Genomic DNA, 24433 nt, shown 5'->3' with positions numbered 1-24433 from the left:
TAGCGTACTGTTATCAACGTTAATGTTTCCTGCACGAACAGATAAAGCGCTCGCCTCATTGCCATGTGTTGTAACGGTAACATTGCTGGCCGTCACGGTAGATTGAGGATAAGCGACAATACCACTGGCAAAAGCGCCATGAGTCTTGATAGTACTGTTAGTCAGATCTATTTGGCCGTTCTGAGTGGCACTAAATACCCCCATGCCTTTTTCACCGGTAGTCTCGATGGTGAGATTGTTGCCGGTAGAGTGATTTTCCGCATAGAAACCGTAGCTGCTAACGCCAGAGGTAGATAATGTCACGCCTTCCGCCGCCGCAGAGCCAAACTGAGCATTCAATGCATGAGATCCATTACCAAGCGTAGTCAGCGAAGCATCATTAATTTTCAAATCTGTATTGCCAGCGAGCCAAACCGCATCCGCATTATTACCACGGGTGGTATAACTGCCATTATTAACCGTAACGCTGGCGTTGGTATTAATATCCAGAGCCCTGGCGCTGGTACCACTAGTACTAACGATATTATTATTCAGCTCTGCTACTGCATTGCGAATAAGCAGCCCCAAACCGTCTTCCGTCTCAATAGTGCTATCTGAAAGCGTACTTTTTAAAGCACGATCCTGCCCCCAGTCGCCTATACGTAAACCGCCCCCTTACCTTTTGCAGTAATCGTTAAGTTATCTGCTGTCAGCTCACCCAGGTTTTGCTGGATCGCATAGTTGCCGGAGCCACTACTGACGTTAAATGTACTATTACTAATCTGGGCTTTAGCATCCTGGTGACTTAACGTAATCCCCGTAGTAGTAGATGTGCCATTAATATTAAAATGTAGCCCATCCGCCACCAGATTTGATTGATCCTTTAGCTCAATACCATAGCTGCTTGTACCACCCAGGGTAATGGTCGAGTTAGTAACATTAAGCGTGGAATTACCATTAGCCGCAATACCATGCGAGGAATTAGCACTATTATTAATAGTGGTGTTATCCATATTAAGCGTACCCGATGATACTTTGACCCCGGGAGAAACTTGCGCATTAGTTTTCAGGCTGGCGCCATTTAAGGTAAGCGTCCCTTGATTTTGTACCAGTGCAGCAGGGGTTGTTTTTCTATTTGTCGTGAATTCCAGGGGGAATTAACAACCAGCTCACTTCCCTCGCCAGAAACAAAAAGAGGATAATCTCTTTCCTCCTGGCTGGAATAGCCCGATGTTACCTCTGTCCGTTTTCCGCTACTTTCATTCCAGATTGACGCACTGTTAACGGAAAAAGGTACCAGAGTGATAAGCAAACAGGTCTTACCTACCCTCCAGTCTGTAAGTGGCTGGAAACGCAAATATTTTCGGCTCATAGTTATTCCCTTAACTTTATATCAGCACCCACAAATTTAACAATCAGATTGATAGCAGATTGACAGCAATTAATCTGTTAAACCGTGGTTATCCTACAGCCTGCATATTACAAATTTCAAGTTTAAATTTCCATCCATTACATATAATCAACGGTATAAGTTACCCGACCTGTTACTTCGCCAGGCATAACTTTCCCGCCAGTTTTATAATAGACCGCTCTTAAAGGAACGTTTAATACTTCACTACGATCGGAGAAGTTACCCACTTTAAACCATGCTTTATCTGGCGTTTCGACATATTCACCCGCACCGTTCTGGTGTAGTAGCTGGAAACCAATACCTTCCGCCACCTCACCTGAAGTACTATTAAAGAATTGATAAACGCCGCTACCTTCCAATCCGCTTACAGCTGTACCGCTGAAGGACATATTAATGGAAAGCGTACTCCATAAATCCCCGTTACAGTTCAGGCCTACGGAAAAATCTGTGGTATGCGTATCTACTCTACCGTTACTCTTAATTTCAGAAATATCTAACATTGGTAACGTTTGAGTTATATTAGGCGTCACTGTATTACAGGTGAATTCGGTAAATGTAAGCTTTTTCGCATTCGTTGCACGATAACGCAAGTAGCTTGTGCCTGCATCCCCAATTGAAAATAGCCAGATATCATTACGCAACGGTGATAACTTAATATTTTGTGATGTTTTCACCAACTCAACACGTACAGGAACGGTGAGTTTTGTATAATATTTTGTTGGTAATCCGTTGGCAAAATAGATATCGGTTGTGGTACCACTCTCATAGCTTTGTGCAACGCTGCTTCTGTCGCCATTTATGGTGATATAAAATGTCAGCCCGCTATCCTTGCCTAAAGTATTCTCTATATTATCCCTGTTAACATAGATCATCTTTACTTCAGGAGGAATGGTTTCGGTCTTGATGTCGATCGCACACCACAGCTCCAGTTCCATATCTTGCTGATAAATAGTTGTACCGACAGGAACCGAAGTAGGTATTTGATTCGGCAGCTCATTAAAATCAAAAGCGATGTTAGAGTTAGTTACATTAGAATCAGGACCGCAGTGAATAATAGCATAACTTTTATTGCACATAAAAGCAGATGCAACTAACAGGAATAACGCACCTGCCTTAAATTTCTTCTTTTTTATTATATGTTTCATTTTTATCTCCAAAGCTCAACGCTGGCGTCTACTGCACCACTTTCGCTAATGCTTCTTGCGCAGCGGTAGGCATAGGGTAACGGCATGTGGTATCGAGCCGTTGGTACTGGCGCTGTTTTTTACCTGTACTTTCCGGCAGGTTAACATCAAACCGGCAGGTATAACGGCTGGATGGTCCCCAACTAACTTGTAGATGGTTAATATTTTCATCTAAACGGATATACATTTGTCCGCCCTGTGCAACAACCCCAACATCGCGTCCATCATCTGTTGTTACGCTGGCACCAAACGGTAACGCTTCACCGTCCGGTAACTGCGCGCGGATTAATACCGCCTGCCCCTGTTTGGTTGGATAATTAACTTTTACTATCGCTCCCGCACGCGGCACAACCTGCTTAACGCTGGTCTCCAGTTCGACATCCAGCGGCATTCCTTCCGGATTTATTGCGATTTTGTTGATGTGATAAGGCGTTAAATAAGGAACAAGCGCATAGCCAGAGTTATTAACCACAACGCCTGGATAGCCTTCAACTGTCGCGCCCTCCGCACCTTTAGCCTGAACAACAGCTAAGGTATCACCGGTATAAGGGCTGGCAATAAACGCTCCCGGTAAAGCCACAAAACTACCATTCATACCGGCAGTATAAGAGTGATAGCCCTTCCCTTTGGCATAGCTACCTTTTAACTGCGTATTATCCAAACGATAAGAGCCAGAAAGATTTCCTGAACCTTCACCGTTTTCATCGCGCGCCAGACCAACGTTATAGCTGAACTGATCTTTTTCACCAAGCATGCCACTTAAGCCAATCTGGCTTGATACGCCATTATCGCTACGGGTGGTATAGCTATTGATATAAGGCGCGTGGGCACTACGACCAAGCGGCATAGAGAAAGAGAGAAGGTATTGTGTTTCTGAATAGGATCCCGTTTTAGAACGATTTACGCTAAACCCATAGTTTATAGCGCGATAATTATTGGTATATCCCACCTGATACTGCACATCGCTGCCCGCTTTATTCCAGTAATTTTCAATGTAACCACTGGTATAAAAATTGCCGCCTTTCTCTCCCAGACGCTGGTTTAACGTTACAGAGAAACGGTTTTGAGGGCGGTTTAATAAATTGCTCCACTCGCTCTTATTTTGTTTGTGATAATCAACTAACTGTACGGCATTGTTCAGATCGAGATAGCCGGATGAAGAAAAGCGATAGGCAGCAAGTGAAATACTACTGCTGGTAGCACTAATAAACTTGCTATAGCTGGCCCGGATACTTACGCCATTCTGATCGGAAGTACCATCATCAAACCTGGCGCCGGTAACATCCAAAGCAAAAGCGCCGACCGATGTGCCAATAGCCCCACCGATCAACCCAGCCAAATAATCTCCAGTGCCCAACAGCCCGCCATAACTGGTAAGCCAGTTATTGACGCCATGTTGCAGGGTCGTCTGGAAAACTTTAGGCGTATAGCTCACACCCTGGTTACGTAAAGTCCCTATCAACGTACTGTAGCGCCAGGTGCCCGGACGGATCATTTCAGCCACGGAAGCATAAGGGACAACAAAAGATGATTCCCGTCCGTCAGACTCCGTCACGGTAACGTTAAGATCGCCGCCATAGCCGGAGGGGTAAATATCATCTATAGCAAACTCACCCGGCGGTACGGTCGTTTCATAAATCAGAGAGCCGTTCTGCTCAATGCGCACACGGGCGTTGGTTTGCGCAATACCGCGAACCACAGGCGCATAACCGCGCTGAGAATCAGGCATCATTTGCTCAGAGGTGGCAAGCTGCACCCCTCTGAACATAAATGAGTTAAACATCGTCCCGGAGCTGTTGGCGTCGCCAATTAGCAACCTTGAACGAAGCGGCGTGATATCGCGCTGTAAGTTATTTCTAAAAACGGAATAGCTACTGCCGTTATTTTTGTTCCATCTCCATGCGCCTGAATGACGGAACATCCAGCCGTTGATATTGATGCCACCGCCTAACTTACTGTAGAAAGATTCCGAGTCATAGTTACCCGATTTCTGCTTAAAGTAACTGTTATCGTAGGTAGCATATAAGGCGTTATTACCATCTTCCCATAAGCTTGGATCAACCGAACCACGCGCGGCACGGTTGATATAGGCCTGAGGAATATTAATATTCAGGCGCATGTCGGAAAGCAACATCTCTGCGCTCGATGATGGCTGCAAGGTTTCTAAAGCCGTACAGCTATTTTCCTGACGTAACGCACTCATCTGTTCCGTTGAAATTTTGCCTGTACGCAATCCGGTTAGCGCCACCAGCGTTGGGGTAAAGCAAACGATCGACTTCCCTTTAACCTCGCGCACGGTAACATTTTCCCTACCAAGCAGTCTGTTATTTAAATAAATATCTGCCGCATAGGTTCCCGCCGGGACTTTATATTCGCCATTAAATTTAGATACATCTATATGGCCACCAGCTGCCTGGTCAAGAAAAATAGGGTCAAAAGCAACTTCAGCTAAAGCATCATCAGCATAAAAAGCGCATGAAATAACGGATGCAACCCACCATGCAAGCAAGTTGATTTTTTTATGATTAAAGCAATCTGGAAGGTGACAAATAAATGACATAAAAATGCCCTTTTACTAAGTTAATTATTACGCTAGCTAGATTCCTCTTTCAACTGAAATGCTGGCACCGTAATCATTAATATAAAAATATTTGAATTTATTTATTGTGGAATTTTTACCCGCAAAGGTATAAGTGGCCTTACCAAAAGGATCGATCATTTTTCCATCAGCTCTGACAGATGATTTTCCTGTTCCGGCATAAACAGAAGAGACGGAAACGTAAAAAGGCGAATTATTTTCTGCTTCAAGAATTAGTTTTTTATTATCGCTTATTACACGCCAGGTCAATTTTTCTGCCGCTTCTGCTGCTGAAAGGCTCTGAAGCGCTTTTGGCCTGAAAAATAATTTTATCCGCGTACGTATCGCCATCTGTAATTGGTTGCCCGTATCACCAGAGGCTTTAGGCGGAATGTCCAGAACATTTAGCCAGTAAACCGATTCCCTGTCAGACGGAAGGTTGAATCCTTCACCGGTAAAATTGATTCTTAACGTTTGCCCCTGATGCGGTTCAATACGCGTAACGGGTGGGAGAAGAATGAAAGGAACTTTAATTTTATTGATTTCCTCATTCTTGTCTCCACTATCAATCCACGACTGAACCAGGGAAGGATATTCATTCTGATTATCCAGACGTGCGGTAACTTCTTTTTTCCCTTCAGGATAGATAACGCGCGTACTATTAATAACAATTCCAGCCCAAGCGGAAGTTGCATTTAATAACAGCCCGGAAAAAAGCAGTAAGAGAATTTTTATTTTCATTCCTGATGCTGTTCCTGATATTTAAATAAACAGATGAATAAATGCAAGGAGCAAAGCTCCCTGCATTTTCAATAAATACCCGAATATTAATTATTCGTAATCGATAGAATAAGTTACAGAGGTAGCCAGCTCACCCGCAGTTGATGCGCCAGTTGCATAGTAACGAGCTGCGTAAACCAGATCGGCAGCACCGTTTACCAACGCAGTTGCAGCGTTGCTACGCTGGCTGGTGTTACCAACATACAGAGAGTTATCTTTGGAATCCAACAGTTCAACCTGAACGTTTTTCGCGCCAGAAGTGTTGGTGTTGTTCAGACGACCAGATGCTGCATCAACAGTCGGACCATGTTCGAAGTAAGCACGCACGCTACCTTCCTCAGGGTCGCAGTTAGTCAGGTTCATGGTGAATGCAGTGTCACCAGCAGTTTTACCAGCGGTAGCCAGCTCGGAAGTCGGCAGTTCAGGCAGAGTAATTACGGCATCCGGAGTACCGCCGTTAACTTTAACAGTACAGGTAGACTGAGTCAGTTTACCATTGATAGTAATGGTACCTACTGACGCCATAGCCGGAAGAGCTACAGCAGAAACAGTCAGCGCAACAATAGTTCCTAATAATGTTTTTTTCATTTTAAACTCCGTTTATTTCAAATATAAGCGAGATGCCCACAGGACAACTCGCTTTTCCCCATTTATGACTATAAATAAAAGAATAAGACAAAATTCTGTTATGCTTATTCAATTATTCAATCATAAATTAATTATTTCTCGCTGATAGACGCGGCGACCAGAGATCCAGCGACTACCGTTCCTACCACACCGACGATAGCAGCCGCAGCGGCGAAAATACCCACAAACAGCTTACCGAAGTCGCTTCCTTTACCATAGGAAGGTGATTCAATGGTGCTTGGATTAACCCAGGTATTTTCCTGATCTGGTTGCTTTGGGCGAAAAAAATTAAGAATATCTTGCGTTAAATTACCACCGCTAACCATTAATTTTTCGTTATTTTCAAGAATGCGCATTACGAACCTCTTTTTCTGTTAATTTAGGTTATCAAACATAAACCAGTTAAGTGAAAGACTTCTGCGCTAAACAACGAGGCCAAGTTTAGATAAAAATAGAAAATTCCACATCTAAATTTGAATTACTAACTATTTTCCCTACAAATAATCATAATTTGTTGTTGGCTAAAAGGGGGACCCGCATACAGAAGGGTCCCTCTGATTCAACCCACACGCATATCTTTAACTGGATTAAAGATATTTTAAGGGAAGTTTTTCTTATTTCGGCAGCGGAGAAACCAGGTCAAAGAATTGTTCCGCAGTGTTATTAAACCACTCCAGTGTCTTGTCCCAGTCATTTACTAAACCATAAAGACCACCCTCAAGCATGCCAGCGAGTCCAACAATCACAACGCCGCCCAGAGCGCCAATAATACCCACGCCCAGAATACCGCCAGCATTACCACCAATAGTTGCGCCTTTAAGTATGCCAGCCATAAAGCCGGTCATACCACCGATAACCATTGCGCCGAGGCCGCTCCAAAAATCGCCGCCTGAGACTTCATTAATTTCCATTACGGTTAACTGCCGCATAAAAGTTCCTTTTAAATTCTGGTTAAATTCACAATCAAAAATACACTATTACGCCAGTAATAACTGGTAACCAAATATTAAACAATGGATCTTATTTCAACAATAGTAAACAATCCATTATTAATTACTTGTACCCTAACTAAAATACTTTTGCTTTTGTTTTTAGGAAAAAACATTTTCCCTAAAAAACCATTCCTTAATAGCAGGCAACCCTGTAGCCGCCCGCTATATACCTTTTAGCTTTCCTTTTTAGTCAAAATGTTATATTGGCTTTTATCCATTTCCGTTGCGCCGCCTTTGTGCAGCAATATGATCCTGTCGGCACTTAAAATTGTTTCAGGTCGGTGGGCTATTATTATTCTGGTTACGGGCATATTTCTTATTTCTGCATTAATACTGCGCTCGCGTTCAACATCCAGATGGCTTGAGGCTTCATCCAGAATAAGCAGATCCGGCTTACGGTAGAGCGCCCTGGCCAGTAACACGCGCTGTATCTGCCCTCCGGATAATGAAGAACCCATATCACCTACCAGACTATGGTAGCCCATCGGCATCGCGGTAATATCGTCATGTATCTGCGCCATTCTGGCGACATTCTCAATTTGCTCCTGATCGGGCATAGCATCAAAGAAACAAATATTGTCGGCTATAGAACCGGCAAATAGAATATCATCCTGCATTACGCAGCCAATGCGATCGCGATAGTGGCGCATCCCCAGCTTTTTAATATCTATGCCATCAATCTCTATGCTGCCGGATTCCGCCTTCAGTAAGCCCATCATCAGCTTGGCAAGCGTGGTTTTCCCTTGTCCGGAAGGGCCAATAATAGCGACAGATTCACCGGCTGCGATGGAGATATTGCAGTTTTGTATGACGTAAGGTTCCGTTTCACCATAGCGAAAACAGAGATTTTTAATCGTCAGCGAAGGCGCCGCGTTGCCACTATGCGGAACTGCAGGTAGCAGGGTTTCCATATCTTCTTCCTGCTCGGTTAATACAATGTCAGCCAGACGCTCGCCATGCAGGCGCAGCATGGTGAAATCAATAACCGCATCGACCAGCCCAGAAGCACGACCAATAAACTGATCGGAGAAGCTGATAAAGGCGACCATCATCCCGCTGGTGAAGTTGCCTTCCAGCACCTGCAGGGCGGCCATCCATATCAGAACAATGCGCCCGACGCCGGAAATAGCGCCTTGCACAGAGCTGAATCCTATCGACAGGCGCTGGATCGCCACGCCTTTATTAGTGCTTTCCACCAACGCATTAGCGTAGGTAGCGACGCGGATCTCCTGCTTGTTATTCAGCTTAACCGCCTGAACGCCGCGAATAGACTCCAGCAGCTGCGACTGCGCGCGCGCCGATGCGGTGATCTGATCTTCATTCGCCTGACGGAAAGGGCGAAAAGAGATCCAGCGAATGAGGACGTAGGCCACCAGCAGCGCGATGACCAGCCATGCAAGCTTCATGTTGTAAATGAACAGCATACCCAGCGTGACGATCGCCATGACGCCGTCCAGAATAGAACTGATAAAGCGCCCGGTGAGCGTGCTTTGAATCGTGCCAATCGATCCGAAACGCGACAGTACGTCGCCAACGTGCCGCGATTCAAAATAGGACATCGGCAGGCCGAGCAGATGGGAACAGACGTTCGCCGTCCACTGTACGCTAAGCAGGCTGGAAAACCAGGTGGTAACCCAGGAGCGCAGCGCGGATATCGAAACATTCAATAACGTCACGATAATAAAGCCGCTGCCCAACAGCGTCAGCAAATCGTAGTCGGCCGACACCAGCACCTGATCCATGACCCACTGCATGTAGAAAGGCATCAGAATCCCGAACAGCTCCAGCGCGATCGACAAAATCATGACCTGCGTAAAGGCGGCCCGAATGCCGGTCACGTTGCCGATCAGCTTTAGCATGGAAATCGACTGCTTTTCCTGCACCTGGGTAAAGGTCGCACCCGGCAACAGCTCCAGCGCGACGCCGGTAAAACTGCGCGAAACCTCGTCCATGGGAACGTCACGCTTGCCCCGAGCCGGGTCATGAATGGTTATCTTGTCCTTCGAAACGCTTTTCAGCACCACGAAGTGGTTCATTTCCCAGTGCAAAATACAGGGACGGCGCAGTTTGCCCAACTCATCAAGCTCCAGGCGTAGCGCGCGCCCCGCCATGCCCATCTGATGCGCGATAAGCATAACATCCGCCAGCGTCGCGCCTTTCAGCGAGGTAGGGAATCGCTTACGCAGCGTAACCATGTCGATGCTGTGACCGAAATAGTTAGCGATCATCCCGACGCAGGTGAGACCGCATTCCGTCGCCTGGGTCTGCTGCATGACAGGCAGTTTACGTCGCCAGCCAAAATTCAATGCTTCTAAAAACTTCATAGATAAAACAACTCCCTGTCGTTAATTCATGGCCGGTTCAATTAATTGCTCGCCCGCTGCCCTAGCGCATAGAGCGGTTCCAACACCCATTCGTAAAGGTGCCGGGTATCGATAAGGAAGTCCGCTTCCAGCGCGCTGCCGGGGCGCAGCTTTTCCTGATGGCCATAGACATTGATATCCTGTTTATCCAGCGCGACGACCACTCGGTAATGTTGCTCCTGGACATTGTTATTGCCGGTAAGCGTGGCCACTTCCTGCGGTGAAAGCGCGACGCGCGAAACTTCCACCACCTTGCCATATTGCTGACCGAACTTCTGGAAAGGGAAAGCCTGATAGCGCAGCACGACTTTCTGTCCGGGTTTGATAAAGCCGATGGCCCGGCTGCTGACCATAATGCGCGCCTGCAGGTGCCCTTCATCAGGCAGAACGGAAAATAACGTCTGGCCCGCGCTCACCATTTGGCCGGTTTTAGCCATTACAGATCCCACCAGGCCATCTATCGGCGCGCGCAAAACGATGGAGCGTCGGGATTCGTTTTCCGCCATAGACTGCTCCAGCTCGGAAAGGCGCCGCTCAATGTCGTTTTGTTTATTGCGGTTGTTTATCGGCAGCTCACGCAGCTGTTGGCGTGTCTGCGCCAGCTGTTGATCGATATCAATACGCTGACGCGCGATATCCTGCATGCGCGCGTCGGCATCAATGACCGCTGCTTCCTGTTGCTCCACCTGACTGTTAGAGGCATAGCCTTCTTCGCGCATCAGGTTCAGCTTTTTCAGCTGACGACGCGCCAGGCTAGCCTGACGGGTGCGCTGATTTTGCTGTACTTCAAGCTGTTGCAGTTGCGAACTGAGCAACCTTTCGCGCTCCTGAAGCCCTTTTATCGCTTCGGCGAACAGCTTTTCCTGATCTTCGAGATCGATCCGCAGGCGTTCACGTTGCAGCTGCAGCTGCTGGGCCACTTTTTCACGGGTTTGGCCCAACGCCGTAAAGACTTCGGAAGAAACCGTGGCGATAGCGTCGCCTTTTTTAACCTGCTGCCCCTCTTCGACGTTAATATCAATTACAGTACCGGCCGCCATGGAAGCGACATTCATAATCCCTTTCGCCGGCATTAGCTGCCCGATGGCGGTTTCCCGCTTGGTATAGGTGCCGAAGGTGAAGAAAGCGGCGACCGCGATCGCTATAATCCCTACCAGGGAAATAATCAGCCACCGATAAGGCGGGCAATATAAAGCCACGGTGCCGATCATAGAGGTTTTATTCGCCTCTAACGCTTCCTGGCGAAATAAAGATTCACTCATTAATTAACTTCCTTTTTGCGCTAATGGGTAACGTTGATCGTCGGGACAGTGAAATTGCGCTAATACTGAATAATCCAACTCACCTAATTCCATCGAAAGTTTTAACCTGGCGTTTAAATAGTCATACTGAACCTTGGCCATTTCCTGTAGCGTTCTGTAATAGCCCTGTTCCGCATTTAACTCATCGATAATGGTTCTTAAACCCACTTTCCGGCCATAGGTGGTCGAATTCACTTTATTTTTTGCCGACGTGAGCGCTTTCTCTTCAGCCAGATATTGACTCTGGCCATTTTTCAGCTTCAGCCAGGCCGACTGCGTCTCCTGACGTGCTTTGCGCCGCGCATCCTCCAGCAGGTCTTTACCCTGCTCGCGGCGCTGCGTGGCCTCAATCGACTGAGAGATTTGCGCGCCGCCGGAGAACAACGGCACCGAGACATTCACACCGATAGTGCTGTTACGCGTTTTAGAGGTGCTGCCCAGCAGTGTGTCAAAAATATTGTTGCTTTCCGAACGGCTCCAGTTAGTCCCATAGCCAGCCTGAAGCGTGACGACCGGCAAATGCGCACCATGAGCGGCAATCACATCGGCTTTCGCCTGCGCCAGCTGGAAAAGCGCGGCGCGCACGTTGAGATTATTTTGCATCGCCTTCATTTGCAGCGCCTTGTCATCACGAGGAAGCGGCGCACGGATCAGGCAGGACATATTGACCGGCTGGACTTCATCCGGATTCAGGTTGGTAAGACGCGAAAACACCATGCTGGCTTCTTCGAGCGCATTGCGGGCGGCAATTTCATCCGCCACGGCCTTATCATAGTTAGCCTGCGCTTCGTCCCGCTCCAGACGGGTGCCTTCGCCCACTCTGAGCGCCACCTGCGTCTGACTTAGCTGTCTGCTGTAAGCGGCTTTGGCGTTCAGGGCGCTATTGAGCACTTCCCGTTGATATATCACCCGGAAATAGGCTTCAGAGACGTTGGCGATCAGATTTTGCTCCGCCTGCATCAGGGTGATGTCGGCATAATCTGCAATTGCTTCACCCCGTTTCCAGGCGGCATATTTAGAGATATCGAACAGCGGCTGCATCAGGTTTACGCTGAAGTTGTGACGCGTGACGCCGGAGGCGTAATAGGCTTTCGGCTGATCCTGTTTGTTGTACGCCGCATTCAGGCTGATTGTTGGTAGCAGGCCGGCGAAACCCTGGACATTTTTTTGACTGTCGGCTTTTTGCGCATGCCGTGCAGCTTGAATTTCGCTGTCATACAGGCTGGCCGCCAGTACCGCTTCCTGCAAATTGACACCGCTGGCGCTTTGAGACGTTATGCACAGCGCGACGCAAACGCATGCCGTAACGGCGTTGAATTTCCGAAGATTCATTACCAAAATCCTTTTCTGATAAGAATGCAAAATCAAATAATATTATTCATACATGCGTATTGAATTAGCTCACTGTTATTACTTACATTAAGCTTTTTCATAGCGTTATATTTTTGCGTGGCGACAGTACTCACAGCGCGATTTTGCTTTTTGGCAATATTGGAAAGGGAAAGCCCCATCGAATAAAGACGAATAATCTCCCACTCTTTGGCTGTTAAACGATCGTTTTTTTCAACTTCATTCTTAACAATGTTATTAATAAATTTTGACAGGTAAACACCGTTGTGATTTTTGACAAAAATTTCAGTTAACGCTTTTTTTATTTCGCTTACGGAATCGTATTTGCTGATAATCGCATCGGCTCCGTAGCTGATGGCTTTTTTCAAAATAGGTAAGTTATCGTATTCAACATACAGTATTACTTTTGCACCCGGAATGGCGCGTTGAATAGCACGGATTTTGCCTATGCCATAGAACTGTCGGTCATCATTGCAGTAAGACAGATCCGTAATAATGGCGTCTATCTTGTGGCTGCTGGCAGAAATATTATTACCGCCTACATTTAAAGAAAAATCGGAGATAATATTACAACCCAATTCCTCCCTGATATAATCGTAAAGAAAATACTGAATGGCAGGATATTTATCCGATATAGTCAAGTTAATGTCCAACATATTGAGATATCCTTCTCCTTTACCCAGCCGTTAAGACCAGCTCCTTATGGACGATGCTAAATACCGCTAACATCGATTGCCGAAATCATGATTCTTTTCTTCTTAAGAAATAACTTCTGAGCGATTCTAATAGCTTCTTACCTTATTAACAACCCATGTTTCCGCTAAGGTCAATAATGAATAAAAGTAAAGAATCCATTATTATTACTCATCAAGCAGGATATTTTACTACCGCTACAAAACACAATAACCCATTGTTTTTCATTGTAAAAATATTAAAAATCCGCTATCACCCCTTCCCATTAAAGAGGTAAAATAACTTAATGTTAAAACTATTAACGACGTTCACAAAACAGATTTCATCAGATTAATCTACCCCGTAACGTCGGGAAAAATGAGTTTATAAGACAATTCTTGAATATAATTAAAGACCAATCTTAAGCTGTCATAAATATATGTCCGGCTACACGATCGCCGTGTGTGTTTTATTTTCATTCTATCATTAACGTTTGGTTTAAAGTTTCTTGTCGCCGCCCACCTGCTATCGCAGGAAATCCTTTTCGATGCGCTTTACACCATGCTCAGATAAGCAGGCGGTAAATGCCAGCGACCGCTTCATCTTTATCACCAGTGCGCAAAGAAAAGAAACCCTGCTGCCAGCGCTTTCCGCGGCAATGTGGAAACAATCATGCTGGTGCTGGTGCTGGTGCTGGTGCCGGTTACGGTTACGGTTACGGTTACGGTTACGGTGGTGATGGTTTCAGACAGCCGTTTCTGTGACACATTACCGCTGCGGCTTCCCTGAGCAGATGCGCGCGGCGGGTTAGCAGTCCGGCCGTAGCCAACGAGACCGCGTTTCGCAACGGTAGCCTGCAGGCGGACTACCTGCTCCTGGTCACACGCAGTGGCTGGACACGAGCCCAACGTTCGGTTTTGATACTGAGCAGATTAACCAGCTTTTTTGCCGATAGCCCTGACAGGTGAATGTGCTGGTTAAGCCGGTCTATGGCGTACCCGAAAAGCTTTATCCGCGGCTACCGCGCCTCTCTTTTAAAGATGTCTGCAGCCTGGCCTGAACAGCGATTTCAACAGGTGCTGCACTCCGGACGCTTTTAAAAAGGCAAATTTAAACCTATTCTGAAAAGCGCCTGGCTAAGGATAAAGCCGGATGCAAACGCTTCAGAAAATTCTTACAATAGCATTGATGATTATCCGACCATTTTCACGGAGCGACAGATGGCAAGTCATTTTGTACGCTGGACGCTTGCCCAAAATCGGGCGGACGTTCATCGTATTCCTGCAGAAGTTGTAGAAAAAGCCCACTTTCTCAGCGAAAAACGTCGAAGCCGTTATCTGGCGGCGCGCATGTTGCTGGCCGAACTGATGCTGCGCGTGTATGGAATGCCGCAGCTGCCGGGGTTAACCACCACCGTTAATGGCCGTCCCTGTTTTATCGATCCCGATCTGCCTGATTTCAGCATTGCCTATGCCGGTAATGTTATTGGCGTGCTGCTGGCGGAAGAACAGAGCCGCGCCGGGCTGGATATGGAAATGGTGCGCGCGCACAGCCGTCAAACAGTAGAACACCATCTGCAACACCTTTCTTCGGGCGAAAAAGCCTGGATCAATGCGCAGCAGGACCCGCTGGAAGCGATTACGCAAATCTGGACGCTGCGCCAGAGTATCCTCAAATTAACCGGTGAAAACAGCGATTGCGGCAGCTCTCTGCAACTTCATCCCGCCTCAGGCCGCCTGCGCTCACAAGTTTTTCCCGACGTACAGGCGGTGTGCGATGTCGAACCGCTGCTGATCTGGTCATGCGCGCTTTCTCCCGCTACCAGCCGTCTGCGCCTGTGGGAAATCGACGACGCCCATAACTGGAACGCGCTGCGAGATATTGAGTTGAATAAAACGAATATGGAGCAGCAAATGCTACGGCTGACCAGCATGCCGCTGGAAAGGCAGCTGCAGCGCCAGGGCTGCAGCCGTATGGAGATCAGTGGGAATCGATAAAAGCGATTTTCAGTACGAACAGCAGCGCCACTACGACTACGCAGGGACTGATTTCACGCCAGCGTCCCGTACCCGCCTTCATTACGCAGTAAGCGATAAAGCCCAGGGCAATGCCTTCGGTAATTGAGAAGCTAAACGGCATCATCGCCGCCGTCACGAACGCTGGCACCGCCTCGGTGAGATCGTCCCATTTCACGCGCGCCAGGCTGGAAGTCATCAGCACGCCAACATAAATCAGCGCGCCCGCCGCGGCGTAGCCGGGCACCATTGATGCCAGCGGCGACAGGAACATCACCAGCAGGAACAGAATGCCGGTCACCACTGCCATCAAACCGGTGCGTCCGCCGACGGAAACGCCGGAAGAGCTTTCGATGTAAGCGGTCACCGACGAGGTGCCGATAGCGGCGCCAGCCACAGAGCTGACGCTGTCAACCAGCAACGCCTGCTTCATACGCGGGAATTTGCCGTCTTTATCCGCCAGGCCCGCTTTATCTGTCACGCCGATCAGTGTGCCGGAGGAGTCGAACAGGTTAACCAGCATAAAAGAGAAAATTACGCCCGCCATGCTGATATTTAACGCGCCGCCCAGATCGACCTGCCCGATAACGGAGCCGACAGAAGGCGGCGCGGAGAAGATGCCGCTGTATTTCACATCGCCCAGCATCAGACCGGCCAGCGTGGTCACCACAATTGAGATCAGCACGGCCGCATGGACGTTGCGTGAAGCCAGCACCGCGATAATAAAGAAGCCCAGCGCCCCCAGCAGTACGCTATGCGACGTCAAATCGCCCACCGTCACCAGCGTGGCCTCATTGCCCACGATAATACCGGCGTTTTTCAGCCCCATCAGCGCGATAAACAACCCGATCCCGGCGGTGATGCCGGTACGCAGGCTAAGCGGGATATTGGCGATCATCCAGTAGCGCACGCGGAACAGCGTCAGCAGCAGCAGGCCCGTCGCGCCCCAGAAAATGGCCCCCATGCCGACCTGCCATGAATAGCCCATCGCGCCCACCACGACGAAAGCGAAAAAGGCATTCAGCCCCATCGCCGGCGCCAGTGCTACCGGCAGGTTGGCGATAACCCCCATCAGAATGCTGCCCAGCGCGGCGATCAGGCAGGTCGTCACGAAAACGGCCTGCGTATTCATGCCGGCGGCGCCGAGGATCTGCGGGTTTACAAAGACGATGTAAACCATCGTCAGGAAAGTGGTAAAACCGGCAATCACTTCGGTTCGCACCGTCGTGCCATGTTCCTCAAGTCGGAACAGCCGCTGTAATAAGCCTTGTTTAGTCATGTGTTACATCCGAACGGGAAAAGAGGTCGCAGCGTATGCTAGCGATTTTGGCTCAACAGTACACTGATTTTTCGCAAACGGTTGCGGTTTGCCTTAAATCACCGCTGAACGGGTCGCATTCTGCGCGCAGTCGGTTAAAGTGGAGCAAGTAATATCATTAAGGATGACGTATAAATGAGCATTGAATGTCTGTTTTTTGACTGCGACGGGACGCTGGTGGACAGCGAACGCCTTTGTACCCAGGCCTATGTCGATACCTTCGCCCGCTACGGCGCTGAACTGTCGCTACAGGAGATGTTTGAAAAGTATAAGGGCGTCAAGCTCTACGACATTATCGCTGATGTCCGTCGCCAGCATCCGCTGAATGCGCCGGTAGAGGAGATTGAGCGGGAATATCGTCAACAGGTGGCGCATCTTTTTAATGCGCATCTGCAACCTATTCCGGGCGCAAGAGCGCTACTGGAACGGATCTGCGTGCCGATGTGCGTGGTCTCCAACGGCACCGTGCCGAAGATGCAGCATTCGTTGGGGCTGACCGATATGCTCTCCTTTTTTGATGATCGGTTGTACAGCGGCTACGATATCGGCCACTGGAAGCCGGACCCGCAGCTGATGTTTCACGCGGCGCAGCAGATGCAGGTGCCAATTGAGCGCTGCGCGTTGATCGATGACTCCGAAGCGGGCGCCAACGCTGGCATCGCGGCGGGCATCCCGGTATTTTACTACTGCGCCGACGCCCATAATCGGCCTATCGATCATCCGCTGGTGACGCCTTTCGACGATCTGGCGCAGCTGCCCGCGCTGTGGCGCGAGCGCGGTTGGTCGCTGACGCGTTAAGGGGATTATTGGTCGGAAGAGAAGGGAAAGCTCAACCGCGCGGTTAAAGGCGCGCGGTTGAGGATGAGCCGCTTGATGGGAAATCAGGCCGGGCTGCTGCCGTTGTCGTCGCCCGCCAACAGCTTGTCCAGCCGGTCGCCGCCAACGTGGCGGAAATCCTGACCTTTGACGAAATAGAAAATAATCTCGCAGATATTCTGACAGCGATCGCCGATACGCTCGATGGCGCGCGCGCAGAACAGCGCGGTCAGCACGCTGGGAATAGTACGCGGATCTTCCATCATATAGGTCATCAGCTGGCGCACGATGCCCTCATACTCCTGGTCGACCTTTTTATCTTCGCGGTAAATCTCAATCGCCGCGCTTAAATCCATGCGCGCGAAGGCGTCCAGCACGTCATGCAGCATCTGAATAGTATGGTGGCCCAGCGATTCCAGGCTGACCAGCAGCGGCTGATGCTGTTGACCAAACTTCTCCAGCGCCGTACGGCTGATCTTCTCCGCTACATCGCCGATGCGCTCCAGCTCGGAAATGGTTTTGATGATCGCCATGACCAGGCGCAGATCGCTGGCGGTCGGCTGCCGCTTGGCAATAATGCGCACGCAGGCTTCATCGATCTCCACTTCCATCATGTTGACCTTCTGATCGCCATCGATCACGCGCAACGCCCGCTCGCCATCCTGATTATGCATCGCAGTGATGGCGTCGGTGAGCTGCTGCTCCACCAGCCCGCCCATGATCATCACCTGGGTGCGGATATGTTCAAGCTCAGCGTTAAACTGGCCGGAGATATGTTTGTTCAGGTTTAAATTATCCATACAGGTCTCCAGTTAACCATAACGGCCAGTAATGTAGTCTTCAGTCTGCTTCTGATGCGGCTTCGTAAACAGGGTGTCAGTGTCGCTGAACTCGATCAGCTCGCCCAGATACATAAAGGCGGTATGGTCGGAACAGCGCGCCGCCTGCTGCATATTGTGCGTCACGATCACCACGGTGTAATCCTGCTTCAGCTCGGTGATAAGCTCTTCGATACGACCGCTAGAGATCGGGTCCAGCGCTGAGCAGGGCTCGTCCAGCAGCAGTACTTCCGGGCGAATGGCGATACCGCGCGCGATGCAGAGTCGCTGCTGCTGGCCGCCGGAGAGACTGTAACCGCTCTGATGCAGCTTGTCTTTGGTTTCATTCCACAGCGCCGCTTTACTCAGCGCCCACTGTACGCGCTCATCCATCTCCGCGCGCGGAAGCTTTTCAAACAGGCGTACACCGAAGGCTATATTGTCGTAAATCGACATCGGGAACGGCGTCGGCTTCTGAAACACCATGCCGACGCGGGCGCGCAGCAGCGCGATATCCTGCGACTCGGTAAGAATATTTTCGCCATCCAGCAGAATCTCACCCTCGGCGCGCTGCTCCGGGTAAAGCGAGAACATCTTATTGAAGGTGCGCAGCAGGGTAGATTTACCGCAGCCGGACGGTCCGATAAAGGCGGTGACCTGGTTTTTGGCGATATCCAGATTGATGTTTTTCAGCGCATGGAATTTACCGTAGTAAAAGTTCAGATCGCGAACCTGAATTTTGCCGGATGACTGATTAACCATAGTTTTCTCTTTCTCTTAACGCCGCGCCGCTGTCGCGTCACGGTGAATTAATGTTTCGATTTGGCAAAAATCACACGCGCCAGAATGTTCAGCAACAGGACGCACAGCGTGATTAACAGAACGCCAGCCCAGGCCAGACTTTGCCATTCGGCGAAAGGGCTCATGGCGAACTTAAAGATGGTGACCGGCAGGTTGGCCAGCGGCTGCATCATGTCGGTGCTCCAGAACTGGTTCGACAGCGAAGTAAACAGCAGCGGGGCGGTCTCGCCGGCGATACGCGCGATGGCCAGCAGGACGCCGGTGATAATCCCGGATACCGACGCTTTCAGCGTAATGGCGGAGATCATTTTCCATTTCGGCGTACCCAGCGCGTAGGCTGCTTCACGTAGGCTGTCCGGCACCAGCTTTAGCATATTTTCCGTGGTGCGAATCACGATGGGCACCTGCAGCAGCGCCAGCGCGATCACGCCCGCCCAGCCGGAAAAGTGCTGCATCTGCGCGACGACCAGGGTGTAAACGAACAGCCCGACGACAATGGACGGCGCCGACAGCAGGATATCGTTAATAAAACGGATCACTTCGGCCAGCCAGGATTTGCGGCCATACTCCGCCAGGTAGATCCCAGCCATAATGCCCAGCGGGGTGCCGAACAGCGTCGCCCAGAGGATCAGCAGGCCGCTGCCGGCGATGGCGTTAGCCAGCCCGCCGCCAGCGGTATTCGGCGGCGGCGTCATTTCAGTAAACAGCGCCAGCGAAAAGCCGTCGACACCACGCGTAATGGTGGTGAACAGAATCCACACCAGCCAGAACAGGCCGAACGCCATCGTCAGCATCGACAGCGTCAGGGCAATTTTGTTACGGATGCTGCGACGCGCCTGCATTTTGCGGCGTGACGCCTGCAACTCGGCGCGGGCATGCAGATCGAGTGTGGTCATGAGCGCGCCCCTTCACTTTTCGCCAGTCGTAAAATCATCAGCTTGGAAATCGCCAGCACGATAAAGGTGATGACAAACAGGATCAGCCCCAGCTCCATCAGCGCGGCGACATGCACGCCTGATTCCGCCTCGGCAAACTCATTCGCCAGCGCGGAGGTGATACTGTTGCCCGGCATATAGAGCGATACGCTGTCGAGCTGGTAGGTGTTACCGATAATAAAGGTCACCGCCATGGTTTCGCCTAGCGCGCGTCCCAGACCGAGCATCACGCCGCCGATCACGCCGTTCTTGGTGAAGGGCAGCACGATGCGCCAGATGACTTCCCATGTGGTGCAGCCGATGCCGTAAGCAGACTCTTTCATCATCACCGGCGTCTGCTCGAACACGTCGCGCATTACCGAAGCGATATAGGGAATGATCATGATCGCCAGAATCACGCCCGCCGCGAGGATGCCGATGCCAAACGCCGGGCCTTCAAACAGGGCGCCGACGAAAGGAATGCTGGAGAGCACGTTGCCCACCGGCGTCTGAAAATATTCAGCGAACAAAGGCGCGAAGACAAACAGTCCCCACATGCCGTACACGATGCTGGGAATCGCCGCCAACAGTTCGATCGCCACGCCCAGCGGGCGGCGCAGCCAGCCTGGCGCCAGCTCGGTCAGGAACAGCGCGATGCCGAAGCTGACCGGTACGGCGATCAGCAGTGCGATCAGGGAGGTCACGACGGTGCCGTAGATGGGCACCAGCGCGCCAAAGTTTTCATTCGGGGCATCCCACTCTTTATTCCACAGGAAAGAGAAACCGAATTTCTCAATGCTGGGCCAGGAGGAGAAGAGCAGGGAGATAATGATGCCGCCAAGCAACAAAAGCACGATCAGCGCAGCCAGTTTGACCAGCGCGCCAAAAATAATGTCACCTTGTTTTCCTGGGGCCTTAAATGTCGGCCTGGATTCAGCCATAAAAGTCTCGACAGAAGAAATTCACAGGGGCGGCATTCAGCCGCCCGGATACTGCGGGCCGGTTCAGCCGGCCCCTGCAACGGTGCGTACACCGTTAAATCATTACTGGTACAGCGCCTTACCGGAGCTGTCTTTAATCTGCGCTTTCCAGTCAGAGCGGATCTGCTCAACAACCTCATCCGGCAGCGTTGCATAATCCAGGCTGGTCGCCGTCTTATCGCCGTCTTTATAAGCCCAGTCGAAGAATTTCAGCACTTCAGCACCTTTTTCCGCGTTGGTCTGGTTCTTGTACATCAGGATGAAGGTGGTAGTGGTGATCGGCCACGCGTCTTTTCCTTTCTGATTGGTCAGATCCTGCGCGTAGGATTTGCTCCAGTCAGCGCCTTTCGCCGCATTGCTAAAGGTTTCCTCCGTCGGAGAGACCGGCTGACCATCGGCATCGATCAGTTTGGTGTAGCTCAGCTTGTTCTGCTTGGCGTAGGCGTATTCTACATAGCCGATGGAGCCAGGCAGACGCTGAACGAAGGCGGCGATGCCGTCGTTGCCTTTACCGCCCAGACCGGTCGGCCAGTTTACGGTATTGCCTTTGCCGACTTTCTCGCTCCACTCCTGATTCACTTTAGAGAGGTAGCTGGTAAAGACGAATGAGGTGCCTGAACCGTCAGCGCGACGCATGACCGCGATATTGGTTTCCGGTAGCTTCAGTCCAGGGTTCAGTTTGGCGATCGCCGGGTCATTCCACTTTTTGATTTTGCCCAGGTAGATATCGCCAACGGTCTGTCCGTCCAGTGTCAGCTGACCGGATTGCACGCCAGGCAGGTTTACCGCCAGCACCACGCCGCCAATCACGGTCGGGAACTGGAACAGGCCGTTTTTCTGCAGATCTTCATCTTTCATGGGCGCATCGGACGCACCAAAATCAACCGTTTTCGCAATGATTTGCTTCACGCCGCCGGAAGAACCAATCCCCTGGTAGTTGATTTTACTGCCGGTCGCTTGCTGATAATCTGCTGCCCACTTGGCATAAACCGGAGCCGGGAAGGTACCACCAGCGCCTGTCAGATCGGTGGCTGCGAATGCAGAAACCGCGCTCAGGGAAAGGGTGGCGGCAACAAGTTTGGCTACGGTGCTACGCATCAGTGTCATATTCCCTCCGGGGGAGTAAAAGTCAGGTTATATGCCGTTTTAGTAAGAATGAGTATTGCTGCTGGAGGGAAAATAGGACAGTTTGGTGACAGCGGGATGTAAGAAATATGACAGTTATATGACAGCACCCGCTTTTAAGTTTTCTTAGGGAAAAAGAGGGATGAAAAGCGCATTTAAGATTATCGCCTGCGGCCTACTGCTGAACACGGCTGCTTCGTTACAGGCGGAAGATAGCGTAGTTTACGAGACTACCGGTAATGACAACGATCACCCCTTCGCAACCCTGTACAAAACACCGAACCAAACAGAAACAGGAAAAAGTGCTTTTTCAGGCCAGCACTTAAAAGAGATAAAGCGAAAAACAGAACGGCTTGAAAACAGCAAAGTGAAATGACTTCCGAATTATCGATGAAAACCCAGTAAATCAACGATCTTAAAAGAGAAACAGAGACGTTAAACGGAAAGATAAATAAAAATAACGCGTTAATCCCGTTGCTGATGGGATTAACGCGTTGTGCTGCAACCTTACCGTTTGCGGTTACTCTACCGTTACCGATTTCGCCAGGTTGCGCGGCTGGTCCACGTCGGTGCCTTTAATCAGCGCGACGTGGTAAGAGAGCAGCTGTAGCGGCACAGTGTAGAAGATGGGTGCGATAACCTCTTCCACATGCGGCAAAGAAATAATCTTCATGCCTTCGCTGTCGGCAAAGCCCGCATCGCTATCGGCGAACACATACAGCAGACCACCGCGCGCGCGCACCTCTTCGATGTTGGACTTCAGTTTTTCCAGCAGCTCGTTGTTCGGCGCCACGACGATGACCGGCATATCGGCATCGATCAGCGCCAGCGGGCCGTGCTTCAGCTCGCCCGCCGCGTAGGCCTCCGCATGAATGTAAGAGATCTCTTTCAGCTTCAGCGCGCCTTCCATCGCGATCGGATACTGATCGCCACGGCCCAGGAACAGCGCATGATGCTTGTCGGAGAAATCTTCCGCCAGCGCTTCAATCATCTTATCCTGCGCCAGCATCTGCTCGATACGGCTCGGCAACGCCTGCAGCGCGTGAACGATATCCTGTTCAACCTGCGCGTCCGCACCTTTCAGACGACCAATTTTCGCCACCAGCATCAGCAGTACGGTGAGCTGGGTGGTGAAAGCTTTGGTCGAAGCCACGCCGATTTCCGTGCCAGCCTTAGTCATGAGCGCCAGATCGGATTCACGCACCAGCGACGAACCCGCCACGTTGCAGATGGCCAGCGAGCCCAGATAGCCCAGCTCTTTCGACAGGCGCAGCGCCGCCAGCGTATCAGCGGTTTCACCGGACTGCGACAGAGTAATCAACAGGCTATTTTTACGCACCGCCGATTTGCGGTAGCGAAATTCAGAGGCGATCTCGACGTCGCACGGCACGTTCGCCAGCGACTCAAACCAGTAACGCGCCACCATGCCGGAATTATAGGAGGTGCCGCAGGCGATAATCTGGATATGTTCAACCCGACTCAGCAGGTCGTTCGCGCCCGCACCCAGCTCGGAGAGATCGACCTCGCCGTGGCTGAAGCGTCCGCTCAGGGTGTTTTTGATCGCGTTGGGCTGCTCGTAGATCTCTTTCTGCATATAGTGACGGTAAACGCCTTTGTCACCTGCGTCATACTGCACGTTAGATTCGATCTCGTTGCGTTTCACCGCGACGCCTGCGCGGTCGACGATAGTGATCTCACGACGCGTGACCTCAGCGATATCGCCTTCTTCCAGGTAGATAAAGCGACGGGTCACCGGCAACAGCGCCAGCTGATCGGAGGCGATAAAGTTTTCGCCGACGCCGCAGCCGATCACCAGCGGGCTGCCTGAACGCGCAGCCACCAGCAGCGACGGATCGCGGCTGTCCATAATCACCATGCCGTAAGCGCCGCGCAGCTGAGGGATCACGCGCTGGACCACTTCACGCAGGCTGCCGCCCTGTTTCTGCTCCCAGTGCACCAGATGCGCGACCACTTCCGTATCGGTTTCGGACGCGAAGCGGTAACCCCGCTCGATCATCAGCTCACGCAGCGGCTCATGGTTTTCAATGATGCCGTTATGTACGATGACAATATGTTCAGAGATATGCGGGTGCGCATTCGCTTCGGAAGGCTCGCCGTGAGTGGCCCAACGGGTATGAGCGATACCGGTGCCGCCGATCAGCGGATGCTGCTCCGCAGCTTCAGCCAGCTTTTGCACCTTGCCTACGCGACGCAGGCGAGTAACGTGCCCTTGTCGATCCACCACCGCCAGGCCGGCGGAGTCATAGCCGCGATACTCCAGACGGCGCAAACCTTCCAGCAGTATCTCCGCGATATCACGTTGCGCTACCGCGCCAACAATTCCACACATAGTTTTATTCCTGACTCATGGCGCTCATGCGCCATTTGCGTTGTCATCTGACCTGATGA

Annotated in this window: 23 protein-coding genes; 4 read left to right on the top strand and 19 right to left on the bottom strand. The window is 50.6% G+C overall.

Annotated elements, in window-relative coordinates; all coding sequences use genetic code 11:
* Window positions 1–635: 635 nt before the first annotated feature.
* The 12 genes from C2E16_RS20475 to C2E16_RS00255 all read right to left on the bottom strand — a co-directional run bounded on the left by C2E16_RS20475 (window position 636) and on the right by C2E16_RS00255 (window position 13221).
* Complete coding sequence (locus tag C2E16_RS20475) at window positions 636–992, bottom strand: right-handed parallel beta-helix repeat-containing protein (RefSeq protein ID WP_146107468.1); 357 nt, start codon at window positions 990–992, stop codon at window positions 636–638.
* A gap of 68 nt (window positions 993–1060) precedes the next feature.
* Window positions 1061–1351, bottom strand: coding sequence for a hypothetical protein (locus C2E16_RS20470; RefSeq protein ID WP_146107467.1), 291 nt, complete (start codon window positions 1349–1351; stop codon window positions 1061–1063).
* Between the two features lie 137 nt (window positions 1352–1488).
* Window positions 1489–2535 carry a fimbrial protein gene (locus C2E16_RS00300; RefSeq protein WP_133052047.1) on the bottom strand — a complete coding sequence of 349 codons (1047 nt, stop codon included), beginning with the start codon at window positions 2533–2535 and terminating at the stop codon, window positions 1489–1491.
* A 28-nt stretch (window positions 2536–2563) separates the two neighbouring features.
* On the bottom strand, window positions 2564–5134 hold the full coding sequence (locus C2E16_RS00295; protein ID WP_084970073.1) for a fimbria/pilus outer membrane usher protein: 2571 nt from the start codon (window positions 5132–5134) through the stop codon (window positions 2564–2566).
* Between the two features lie 36 nt (window positions 5135–5170).
* Window positions 5171–5893, bottom strand: a complete 723-nt coding sequence (locus tag C2E16_RS00290; protein ID WP_084970074.1) for a fimbria/pilus periplasmic chaperone — start codon at window positions 5891–5893, stop codon at window positions 5171–5173.
* A gap of 90 nt (window positions 5894–5983) precedes the next feature.
* Window positions 5984–6520, bottom strand: a complete 537-nt coding sequence (locus tag C2E16_RS00285; protein ID WP_084970075.1) for a fimbrial protein — start codon at window positions 6518–6520, stop codon at window positions 5984–5986.
* A gap of 131 nt (window positions 6521–6651) precedes the next feature.
* Entirely contained in the window at window positions 6652–6915 is a 264-nt protein-coding gene (locus C2E16_RS00280; RefSeq protein WP_084970076.1) for a hypothetical protein, read from the bottom strand.
* 258 nt (window positions 6916–7173) lie between these two features.
* Window positions 7174–7488, bottom strand: a complete 315-nt coding sequence (locus C2E16_RS00275; protein WP_038629310.1) for a hypothetical protein — start codon at window positions 7486–7488, stop codon at window positions 7174–7176.
* 236 nt (window positions 7489–7724) lie between these two features.
* Complete coding sequence (locus tag C2E16_RS00270) at window positions 7725–9875, bottom strand: peptidase domain-containing ABC transporter (RefSeq protein WP_038629308.1); 2151 nt, start codon at window positions 9873–9875, stop codon at window positions 7725–7727.
* A gap of 41 nt (window positions 9876–9916) precedes the next feature.
* Window positions 9917–11176, bottom strand: a complete 1260-nt coding sequence (locus C2E16_RS00265) for an HlyD family secretion protein (RefSeq protein ID WP_038629305.1) — start codon at window positions 11174–11176, stop codon at window positions 9917–9919.
* 3 nt (window positions 11177–11179) lie between these two features.
* Window positions 11180–12547, bottom strand: coding sequence for a TolC family outer membrane protein (locus C2E16_RS00260; RefSeq protein WP_081981846.1), 1368 nt, complete (start codon window positions 12545–12547; stop codon window positions 11180–11182).
* 32 nt (window positions 12548–12579) lie between these two features.
* Entirely contained in the window at window positions 12580–13221 is a 642-nt protein-coding gene (locus C2E16_RS00255) for a response regulator transcription factor (protein ID WP_052133977.1), read from the bottom strand.
* A 676-nt stretch (window positions 13222–13897) separates the two neighbouring features.
* Here C2E16_RS00255 and C2E16_RS21010 point away from each other — a divergent pair.
* Together C2E16_RS21010 and C2E16_RS00250 are read left to right on the top strand one after the other, a co-directional pair.
* Window positions 13898–14026: a hypothetical protein gene (locus C2E16_RS21010; RefSeq protein ID WP_257152247.1), complete on the top strand. Its 129-nt coding sequence runs from the start codon at window positions 13898–13900 to the stop codon at window positions 14024–14026.
* A gap of 431 nt (window positions 14027–14457) precedes the next feature.
* Complete coding sequence (locus C2E16_RS00250) at window positions 14458–15234, top strand: 4'-phosphopantetheinyl transferase family protein (protein WP_052133976.1); 777 nt, start codon at window positions 14458–14460, stop codon at window positions 15232–15234.
* On the opposite strand, the gene C2E16_RS00245 is transcribed toward C2E16_RS00250, so the two are convergent.
* Window positions 15218–16531: an NCS2 family permease gene (locus C2E16_RS00245; RefSeq protein ID WP_084970077.1), complete on the bottom strand. Its 1314-nt coding sequence runs from the start codon at window positions 16529–16531 to the stop codon at window positions 15218–15220. The two genes, C2E16_RS00250 and C2E16_RS00245, sit on opposite strands and share 17 nt — an antisense overlap.
* 174 nt (window positions 16532–16705) lie before the next feature.
* Here C2E16_RS00245 and yieH point away from each other — a divergent pair, with 174 nt between their 5' ends.
* Complete coding sequence (gene yieH, locus C2E16_RS00240; protein WP_084970078.1) at window positions 16706–17368, top strand: 6-phosphogluconate phosphatase; 663 nt, start codon at window positions 16706–16708, stop codon at window positions 17366–17368.
* Window positions 17369–17451: 83 nt separating this feature from the next.
* On the opposite strand, the gene phoU is transcribed toward yieH, so the two are convergent.
* The 5 genes from phoU to pstS form a co-directional block, all read right to left on the bottom strand.
* Window positions 17452–18186 carry a phosphate signaling complex protein PhoU gene (phoU, locus tag C2E16_RS00235; protein WP_084970079.1) on the bottom strand — a complete coding sequence of 245 codons (735 nt, stop codon included), beginning with the start codon at window positions 18184–18186 and terminating at the stop codon, window positions 17452–17454.
* Window positions 18187–18198: 12 nt separating this feature from the next.
* Window positions 18199–18966, bottom strand: coding sequence for a phosphate ABC transporter ATP-binding protein PstB (gene pstB, locus C2E16_RS00230; RefSeq protein WP_084970080.1), 768 nt, complete (start codon window positions 18964–18966; stop codon window positions 18199–18201).
* A gap of 47 nt (window positions 18967–19013) precedes the next feature.
* Window positions 19014–19901, bottom strand: coding sequence for a phosphate ABC transporter permease PstA (gene pstA, locus C2E16_RS00225; protein WP_038629293.1), 888 nt, complete (start codon window positions 19899–19901; stop codon window positions 19014–19016).
* Window positions 19898–20860, bottom strand: a complete 963-nt coding sequence (gene pstC / locus C2E16_RS00220) for a phosphate ABC transporter permease PstC (RefSeq protein ID WP_038629291.1) — start codon at window positions 20858–20860, stop codon at window positions 19898–19900. The genes pstA and pstC overlap by 4 nt, the downstream gene beginning before the upstream one ends.
* 102 nt (window positions 20861–20962) lie before the next feature.
* Window positions 20963–22006, bottom strand: coding sequence for a phosphate ABC transporter substrate-binding protein PstS (pstS, locus tag C2E16_RS00215; RefSeq protein ID WP_084970081.1), 1044 nt, complete (start codon window positions 22004–22006; stop codon window positions 20963–20965).
* A 160-nt stretch (window positions 22007–22166) separates the two neighbouring features.
* On the opposite strand from pstS, the gene C2E16_RS00210 reads away from it, so the two are divergent.
* Window positions 22167–22400 (top strand): hypothetical protein, encoded by a 234-nt coding sequence (locus C2E16_RS00210; protein WP_038629287.1) that lies wholly within the window; start codon window positions 22167–22169, stop codon window positions 22398–22400.
* Between the two features lie 144 nt (window positions 22401–22544).
* On the opposite strand, the gene glmS is transcribed toward C2E16_RS00210, so the two are convergent.
* Window positions 22545–24374 (bottom strand): glutamine--fructose-6-phosphate transaminase (isomerizing), encoded by a 1830-nt coding sequence (glmS, locus tag C2E16_RS00205; protein WP_038629285.1) that lies wholly within the window; start codon window positions 24372–24374, stop codon window positions 22545–22547.
* Between the last annotated feature and the right edge of the window lie 59 nt (window positions 24375–24433).

Origin of the sequence: Mixta calida, assembly GCF_002953215.1 — a bacterium.
In the GTDB taxonomy this organism is placed as follows: domain Bacteria; phylum Pseudomonadota; class Gammaproteobacteria; order Enterobacterales; family Enterobacteriaceae; genus Mixta; species Mixta calida.
The sequence above is the reverse complement of the archived record's forward strand: the minus strand, read 5'-3'. Positions and strand labels throughout refer to the sequence as shown.

What these genes read in the sequence shown, in the direction of transcription:
- C2E16_RS00295 (WP_084970073.1), bottom strand. Translation starts at nt 5,134, where the DNA reads ATGTCATTTATTTGTCACCTTCCAGATTGCTTTAATCATAAAAAAATC.
- C2E16_RS00265 (WP_038629305.1), bottom strand. Translation starts at nt 11,176, where the DNA reads ATGAGTGAATCTTTATTTCGCCAGGAAGCGTTAGAGGCGAATAAAACC.
- C2E16_RS20470 (WP_146107467.1), bottom strand. Translation starts at nt 1,351, where the DNA reads ATGAGCCGAAAATATTTGCGTTTCCAGCCACTTACAGACTGGAGGGTA.
- C2E16_RS00280 (WP_084970076.1), bottom strand. Translation starts at nt 6,915, where the DNA reads ATGCGCATTCTTGAAAATAACGAAAAATTAATGGTTAGCGGTGGTAAT.
- C2E16_RS00260 (WP_081981846.1), bottom strand. Translation starts at nt 12,547, where the DNA reads ATGAATCTTCGGAAATTCAACGCCGTTACGGCATGCGTTTGCGTCGCG.
- glmS (WP_038629285.1), bottom strand. Translation starts at nt 24,374, where the DNA reads ATGTGTGGAATTGTTGGCGCGGTAGCGCAACGTGATATCGCGGAGATA.
- C2E16_RS00255 (WP_052133977.1), bottom strand. Translation starts at nt 13,221, where the DNA reads ATGTTGGACATTAACTTGACTATATCGGATAAATATCCTGCCATTCAG.
- yieH (WP_084970078.1), top strand. Translation starts at nt 16,706, where the DNA reads ATGAGCATTGAATGTCTGTTTTTTGACTGCGACGGGACGCTGGTGGAC.
- C2E16_RS00210 (WP_038629287.1), top strand. Translation starts at nt 22,167, where the DNA reads ATGAAAAGCGCATTTAAGATTATCGCCTGCGGCCTACTGCTGAACACG.
- phoU (WP_084970079.1), bottom strand. Translation starts at nt 18,186, where the DNA reads ATGGATAATTTAAACCTGAACAAACATATCTCCGGCCAGTTTAACGCT.
- C2E16_RS00290 (WP_084970074.1), bottom strand. Translation starts at nt 5,893, where the DNA reads ATGAAAATAAAAATTCTCTTACTGCTTTTTTCCGGGCTGTTATTAAAT.
- C2E16_RS00245 (WP_084970077.1), bottom strand. Translation starts at nt 16,531, where the DNA reads ATGACTAAACAAGGCTTATTACAGCGGCTGTTCCGACTTGAGGAACAT.
- C2E16_RS00250 (WP_052133976.1), top strand. Translation starts at nt 14,458, where the DNA reads ATGGCAAGTCATTTTGTACGCTGGACGCTTGCCCAAAATCGGGCGGAC.
- pstS (WP_084970081.1), bottom strand. Translation starts at nt 22,006, where the DNA reads ATGACACTGATGCGTAGCACCGTAGCCAAACTTGTTGCCGCCACCCTT.
- C2E16_RS00275 (WP_038629310.1), bottom strand. Translation starts at nt 7,488, where the DNA reads ATGCGGCAGTTAACCGTAATGGAAATTAATGAAGTCTCAGGCGGCGAT.
- C2E16_RS00270 (WP_038629308.1), bottom strand. Translation starts at nt 9,875, where the DNA reads ATGAAGTTTTTAGAAGCATTGAATTTTGGCTGGCGACGTAAACTGCCT.
- pstA (WP_038629293.1), bottom strand. Translation starts at nt 19,901, where the DNA reads ATGACCACACTCGATCTGCATGCCCGCGCCGAGTTGCAGGCGTCACGC.
- C2E16_RS00285 (WP_084970075.1), bottom strand. Translation starts at nt 6,520, where the DNA reads ATGAAAAAAACATTATTAGGAACTATTGTTGCGCTGACTGTTTCTGCT.
- pstB (WP_084970080.1), bottom strand. Translation starts at nt 18,966, where the DNA reads ATGGTTAATCAGTCATCCGGCAAAATTCAGGTTCGCGATCTGAACTTT.
- C2E16_RS00300 (WP_133052047.1), bottom strand. Translation starts at nt 2,535, where the DNA reads ATGAAACATATAATAAAAAAGAAGAAATTTAAGGCAGGTGCGTTATTC.
- C2E16_RS20475 (WP_146107468.1), bottom strand. Translation starts at nt 992, where the DNA reads ATGGATAACACCACTATTAATAATAGTGCTAATTCCTCGCATGGTATT.
- pstC (WP_038629291.1), bottom strand. Translation starts at nt 20,860, where the DNA reads ATGGCTGAATCCAGGCCGACATTTAAGGCCCCAGGAAAACAAGGTGAC.